The sequence below is a fragment of the Halorubrum sp. AD140 genome (assembly GCF_034497445.1).
Lineage (GTDB): Archaea > Halobacteriota > Halobacteria > Halobacteriales > Haloferacaceae > Halorubrum.
In genome coordinates, this window is the sequence record NZ_JAXRUU010000043.1 from 22398 (window position 1) to 28605 (window position 6208).

The following is a 6208-nucleotide window of genomic DNA, read 5'->3' on the forward strand; positions in this document are numbered from 1 at the left end:
GCTTCCCCAAAACTGTGTTGTCTGTGCTCAGCGGAGGTGTCGATATGAGAGCCATCTGCGCGACCGACCTTTCGGCTGCCAGTGAGGCTGCAATCGAGAACGATACCTGTCTCCAGTGTCTGGGACGTATCGGCGTCGACGGGATTCATCTCGTGACAGTCGTTCCGGCAAACGTCCACTCCGGGATGCCCGGCGTGAATTTCGAGGAGCGACGCCGACAGGGACTAGACCAGTATCGAACGGTAATCGAGGACGCCGGCTTCGACGTCGAGACCCACGTCGTCCGTGGAACCCCGTATCGACGAATCAACGGCATCGCTGAAACCGTTCATGCCGATTTATCGGTCATTAGCTCACGGGGGCAGAGCCCATTAGAGAACCGGATCATCGGCTCGACCGCCCGCAACCTCGCCCGAACGACTGTCGTTCCGTTGTTGGTCAACCGCGTCGAGCGGGCGACCGACGACCCCGAGGTTGTCCGGGAACGTCTCTTTCAGCGTGTCCTCTTCGCGACGGACTTCTCTGAGAACGCCGACCGAGCGTTCGACGCCTTCTCATACCTCCATCACGCGACTGAGGAAGCGACGCTCGTTCACGTCCGGTCGCCGAAAGACGAGGACGTCGACACCGCTGTCAGCCCACAGGAGCAGCTGACCGAGCAGGCGAGGACGTTAGAAAACTGGGGTATCGATACACAACTCGAGGTTCGACACGGCGACCCCGCCGACGAAATACTCGCCGTCGAAGCAGAAGTTACGCCGTCGGCGATCCTTGTCGGGTCGAAAGGGCGAAGTCGCATTCGTCGGCTCCTGTTGGGTAGCGTCTCCGAGGAGATCGTCGCACAGGCGACAGGAAACGTATTCCTGGTCCCGCCGTCCCGGACAGTCTGAGAACGTTCGACGAGTGCCACCACTACGCACCGTAGAGGCGAGTGTCGTCATTCCGAAAACAACCACACAGACCGGCTGGAGTGGCCACGAAACGAACCGTCCCCGAACTCGTCAGTCGTCCGTGACTCCCGCTCCGGCCTCGGACGCCGCGGGCGCCGGCGGCTCGTGGGTTCCGAACTCGGGGTGGGTCTCCTCCATCCAGAGGTACACCACGGCACCCGAGACGAACATCAAACCGGCGGTCACGTAGAACGCGGCCGCTGCATTAACGAACTCCATCGAGAGTCCAATCAGGACCGCGCCGACAGCGTAGCCGGAGTCGCGCCACATCCGGTAGACGCCCATCCCCGCCGAACGCCACGTCGGGTGGGCGGCGTCGCTGGGGACCGTCATCAGGTTCGGGTACAGCAGCGCCATCCCCAGCCCGGAGACGCCAGCCAGCACGGCCCACGGGATGTAGCTATCGACGAGCACCATCCCGAGGACGCCCGCGCCCGCGAGGAACATTCCCGCGATGACGGGGGGACGGCGGCCGATGCGGTCCGCGAGCCCGCCGGTCGCGATCTGGAGGAAGTACATCGCGCTGTGAACGCCGACGACAACCCCGACCGCCGCGATACCGAGCCCTTGGCTCGTGAGGTATAGCGGCACGGCAATCCAGAACAGCGTGTCGACGAAGTTCTCGATGTGGCCGGCCTGCGCTGCCGCGAACAGCGTCCGGTCGCCGTACGTCGCGCGCTTCAACACCTCATTGAACGGGAGGTTCGCGTCGTGATGGTCGTCGTCGCCCTCAGCCTGCGCGTACTGAACGGTTTCCTTGATCAGGAAGATCGAGATGAGGAACGCCAGCACGACCACGACGCCGAGGAAGTAGAACGGCTCGGGCCGTAGACTCCACTGACCGGCGATGACGCCCGTGACCCATGCGCCGACGGCGACGCCAGTGTAGCCGAACGCCTCGTCGATGCCGACCGCAAGACCGCGCTGATCGGGGCCCGCAAGGTCGATTTTCGCGTTGATCGCCATGCTCCAGGTCAACGCCTGGTTGACCCCCAGCAGAATGTTCCCCACCGTGATCCAGCCCCAAGTCGGGGCGAAGATGAGAACCAACGGCAGCGGAAGCGCTGTTGCCCAGCCGGCGATGAGCACGGGCTTACGGCCGTACTCCTCGCCCCACTTGCCGGCGTAGAGGTTGAGAATCGACTTCACGACGCCGAACGAGACGACGAACGAGCCGATCACGAGGAACGATTCGACACCGAGGACGTCCTCCCCCAGAACGGGGACAACGGTTCGTTCGGAACCGATGGTCAGTCCGGTCGCGAAGACGAGCAGGACGTGCAGCGAGAACTGCCCGAGGTGTTCGCGGATACCCTGTGTCAGGTCAGTTGTCGTTGTCATGGGTTCAAAAGTATCGAGTTCAGAATCGGGTTACAGTAAGACGGCACCGGCAGCGTACGCAAGCACGAACGAGAGAACGAACGAGCCTGCCCACGCGCCGAGTGTAACGCTGATTTTCCGTGCGTCGACGGCGTTCCGACCACCGACCGCCGCCCCGCTTCCAATAATGGCGCTCACGACGATCTCGTTGAACGAGACGGGGACGCCGAGTAGGACAGCAAGCTGTGCGATGAGGAACGACGGAACGAGTGCCGAAATGGCGCGCCGCGGCCCGAGCGACGAGTAGTCCTGGGCGAGCGACTTGATCATCCTTGGGGCTCCTGTCCAGGAACCGACGAGCATTCCCAACCCTCCGCCGACGAGCACGGCGAACGTCGAAACCATTCTGACCTCGTCGAACAGCGGCAGCAGCGGCCCGACAGCGAGTCCAACCTGGCTGCCGCCCGCGGAGAAGGCGACGAGCGAACCAAGTGCCAGCAGCACGCGCTGGAGACCCCCGCGTTGGTCGCGGCCTACGTCCCACCAGACGATGGCAGCGACAAGCGCAGCCGCACCAACAGTGACGAGCACAGCCGAGACAAGCCCGTCGATAGCCAGGACTTGCTGTCCAGCTTCTCTGACGGTCCCCGCCGAGTTCGTCCCACCGAGGAAACTGAACTCGACGTTCACGAGAACGGCCGTGACGAGGCCGACGAGGACAGGGATACTGTACCGTTCAGGGACGCCAGGCCGAGGGAGGGCGCTCGCGCTGGCGTACGCGATGCTACCGCCGACCAACGGTGTCAGTACCCAGACGGCGGCGATCTGCTGGTACTTCGACCAGACCGGCGTCCCGCCGAGAGCGAGGCCGACGCCGATGACGGCGCCGGTCACCGTGAACGCGGTCGCGATCGGATACCCCGTCACGATGCCGACCGCCATTAGCCCCGCGCCCAACACGAGCACGAGGATGACGCCGGCGACGGACATACTCATCCCGCCGACCAGACCGCTCCCAACGGCTTCCGAGACGTTCCCACCCTGTGTAACGGCACCGACGAACCCGAAGATGCCGACCAAGAGGGCGGCTCGCATCGTCCCGATCGCGTTGGCGCCGACGGCGGGTGCAAACGGAGTGGCACCGCTCGATCCGGCACCGATGACCCATGCCATAAACAGGCTGGCGAGTGCTGCACCGACGAAGAGGGCGATAAGAGCGGGGTCCATAGAGTGGGTTAGTCTGCGCCCGTCGCAGTGGCGTCACGCGCCTGATGCTGGCTCCGCCAGTAGCCCTGGGCGTACGCGCCCAGGAACATCCCGGCGAGTGCCCACAGGATGGTGATATTGCCGACACCGAGACTGGCGTACGCGGCACCCGGGCAGATGCCGGAGAGTCCCCAGCCGACGCCGAAGACGGCGCCGCCGACGAGGACATTCCGGTCGAAGGGTTTCAAGCGGCGTTCGTAGGGGTCGCCCGTGAGGGGTGCAGTGTCTCGAATCCGGGGCAGCAGGGCGAACGCAATCCCAGAGACGATTGCGGCGCCGAACATCACGAACGGCAGGCCGAGGTCGTCGAACTGGAGGAAGTTCAGTACCACCTCCGGGCGCGCCATGTGGCTGAACCCGAGCCCGAATCCGAAGACGATGCCGCCGACGAAGATCAGCGGCTTGAACAGCGGATGTCGGTCGCTCATGGGCTCACCCCCAGCGCGGCGACGACCTGTGCGGTCCCAATCGCCACGGTCAGGAACGTCAGTACGCCGACGAGCGACGTCTTCGACGCCGAGCCGACGCCACAGACGCCGTGGCCGGACGTGCAGCCCTTGCCGATCCGGGTGCCGATGCCGACGAGGATGCCGCCGACGAACAGCCGCCACGGCTGGACATCGGTCGTCCAGAGCGTCACACCGGCGACCTCGTACAGCTGCCCGGTGGTCCCGGGTTCGTACAGCGAGCTCGTGACGAGGGCGGACTGGAACGTCGCCGCGAACGCCAGCCCGCCGAGGATGATACCTGCCGTGAATACGAGCCGCCAGTCCCGCGAGCCGACGTACTGCTGGAAGCGGGACTGGTCGGAGACGTACGACAGCGTCGACTCCAGGAACGTGCTCGCTCCGGCAGGGATACCAGTCCCGATATAGATCAGGACGGTCCCGAGGCCGACGAGCAGTCCGCCGACGGCGTACCGGCTGATCCCGTTAGGAAACAGCTCGGCAGCCGCTTGGACCAGTACTGGGTCAGTGACCATCGGCGTCGTTAGTCACCCGCAAGCGAGTCCTGGCTGGCGGCACAGTTGTTCGGCCCAAGCTCCAGAGTGAATGCTTCGTCGTCGTCGACGACGTTCTGACCGAGGTTCGTCGCGATGATGTCCTCGTAGTTAGCCGGCCGCGGCGGCATGTCCGAGAGGATCAGGTCGACGAAGTCGTCCTCGGCCATCGTGAGCGCGTCCATCTCCTCGACGAGCTCGCCAATCGGGGCGGTGTAGGTACCGTCCGCAGCGGGCTCAGCGGCGTCGCTGAAGTGCGCGCCACCGACGAGTGTATCGTCGGGCAGCGTGAGGATGCGCTCCTGGAGGGACTCGTAGAGCATACGCGCGGCGTCGGGCGCCCCGTCGTCGCCCCCTTCGAGGTCGGGGCGGGCGACGCTCTCGATGAACAGTCCGTCGCCGGTCGCGAGCAGGCTGTCGTCGACGAGGTAGGAGGTCATTCCGGTCGTGTGGCCAGGTGTGTAGACGGCCTCGATGGTGGCGTCGCCGACCTGGAAGGTGTCGCCGTCCGCGGCCGTGGTCAGTTCGTCCGCGTACGTGACGCCGCGGTCGACAGCGGCCTCGGGGACGACGCCCTGGACGCCTTCCGCGTCGAGGTCGCGAACGCCCGAGACGTGATCGGCGTGGATGTGGGTATCCAGGGCGTACTGCAGGTCGACACCGAGATCGTCGGCGTCCGCGAGGTAGCGGTCGGTGAACGCCCGCAGCGGGTCGATGATCGCGGCTTCGCCGTCGTCGTAGAGGAGGTAGCCGAGACAGCCCGAGGACGGCCGCTGGTACTGGAGGAGCGTACCCGCGCCGTCGTAGTCGGTGACTTCGACGGTCTCGTAGATGCTCGCCCAGCCGTTCATGCCGTCCTCGAGGTGGTCAACGTCGTAGCCGCGTTCCGCGAGCGTGCCCGCGGCGAACTCGCTGGCGCCACCCTTCGCGCAGAGGACGGTCACCTCGCGGTCGTCGGGAATCTGATCGAGGACGTCCTCATCGATGTCGTCCTCAAGGAACTCGAAGTACGGGATGTTGATCGACGTGACGTTGTCGCCGTCGATGCGCCACTCCTCGTAATCGGATTGCATGCGCGCGTCGAGGAGGGTAATGTCCTCGCCGGCGTCGATGCGGTCCTTCAGCGTTTCCGGCTCGACCGACGCGACTTCGACATCGGGAGTCGGGAAGTCATCAGCGTTCATGTTGTGCAGTCGCTTCTACCGGCCGAATGTACAAAAGCATTTTCATAGTATTTCCCCAACTGAACAATACTACTGAAGAGAATAGTCAGTGCATATCTGCTAGAGCCCTGTTTTTAGCCGTTTTACCCCCTCTAAGCCACAATCAGGATAGAGAGTTATTTAGAGTAAGCACAAGAATCGACAATCTTTTAGTCGGGCAGGGGGTATTGTGCGATAGCTCCAATACAGACTAATGGAGCAGATAACCAATGAGTGCAGAATACGACATCGCGGAGACGCTCGACGTGAAGGGTGCATCGTGTCCCATGCCTGTGGTGAAGACGAAAGGCGCAATCGACGACCTCGCCGCCGGCGAGATCCTCGAAGTACTGGCGACGGACTCCGGCAGCATGAGCGACATCGACGGCTGGGCGGCCGGCACTGAGGGCGTCGAGCTCGTCGAACAGGAGGAAGGCGACGACGTGTACAAACACTACGTGCGCAAGACG

General features: G+C 64.1%; 7 protein-coding genes. 2 read left to right on the forward strand and 5 right to left on the reverse strand.

Annotated elements, in window-relative coordinates; genetic code table 11:
• Positions 1-44: 44 nt before the first annotated feature.
• Complete coding sequence (locus U4E84_RS11375) at positions 45-890, forward strand: universal stress protein (protein WP_322532212.1); 846 nt, start codon at positions 45-47, stop codon at positions 888-890.
• Between the two features lie 111 nt (positions 891-1001).
• On the opposite strand, the gene U4E84_RS11380 is transcribed toward U4E84_RS11375, so the two are convergent.
• Genes U4E84_RS11380 through U4E84_RS11400 form a run of 5 tightly spaced genes read right to left on the reverse strand, consistent with a single transcriptional unit; the run spans position 1002 to position 5720 of the window.
• The gene (locus tag U4E84_RS11380) at positions 1002-2291 is read right to left on the reverse strand and encodes an MFS transporter (RefSeq protein WP_322532213.1); all 1290 of its coding nucleotides are present in this window, start codon (positions 2289-2291) and stop codon (positions 1002-1004) included.
• A gap of 30 nt (positions 2292-2321) precedes the next feature.
• Positions 2322-3497, reverse strand: a complete 1176-nt coding sequence (locus tag U4E84_RS11385) for an inorganic phosphate transporter (RefSeq protein ID WP_322532214.1) — start codon at positions 3495-3497, stop codon at positions 2322-2324.
• A gap of 8 nt (positions 3498-3505) precedes the next feature.
• Positions 3506-3964, reverse strand: coding sequence for a YeeE/YedE family protein (locus U4E84_RS11390; RefSeq protein WP_322532215.1), 459 nt, complete (start codon positions 3962-3964; stop codon positions 3506-3508).
• Positions 3961-4518, reverse strand: coding sequence for a YeeE/YedE family protein (locus tag U4E84_RS11395; RefSeq protein ID WP_322532216.1), 558 nt, complete (start codon positions 4516-4518; stop codon positions 3961-3963). Before U4E84_RS11395 ends, U4E84_RS11390 begins: the two co-directional genes overlap by 4 nt.
• 8 nt (positions 4519-4526) lie before the next feature.
• Positions 4527-5720 carry an MBL fold metallo-hydrolase gene (locus tag U4E84_RS11400; protein WP_322532217.1) on the reverse strand — a complete coding sequence of 398 codons (1194 nt, stop codon included), beginning with the start codon at positions 5718-5720 and terminating at the stop codon, positions 4527-4529.
• Positions 5721-5968: 248 nt separating this feature from the next.
• On the opposite strand from U4E84_RS11400, the gene U4E84_RS11405 reads away from it, so the two are divergent.
• A partial coding sequence (locus tag U4E84_RS11405) for a sulfurtransferase TusA family protein (RefSeq protein ID WP_322532218.1) occupies positions 5969-6208 on the forward strand: 240 nt, incomplete at its 3' end.

Excerpts from the sequence above, each read along its gene's own strand:
- U4E84_RS11375 (WP_322532212.1), top strand. The coding sequence starts at position 45 with ATGAGAGCCATCTGCGCGACCGACCTTTCGGCTGCCAGTGAGGCTGCA.
- U4E84_RS11380 (WP_322532213.1), bottom strand. The coding sequence starts at position 2,291 with ATGACAACGACAACTGACCTGACACAGGGTATCCGCGAACACCTCGGG.
- U4E84_RS11385 (WP_322532214.1), bottom strand. The coding sequence starts at position 3,497 with ATGGACCCCGCTCTTATCGCCCTCTTCGTCGGTGCAGCACTCGCCAGC.
- U4E84_RS11390 (WP_322532215.1), bottom strand. The coding sequence starts at position 3,964 with ATGAGCGACCGACATCCGCTGTTCAAGCCGCTGATCTTCGTCGGCGGC.
- U4E84_RS11395 (WP_322532216.1), bottom strand. The coding sequence starts at position 4,518 with ATGGTCACTGACCCAGTACTGGTCCAAGCGGCTGCCGAGCTGTTTCCT.
- U4E84_RS11400 (WP_322532217.1), bottom strand. The coding sequence starts at position 5,720 with ATGAACGCTGATGACTTCCCGACTCCCGATGTCGAAGTCGCGTCGGTC.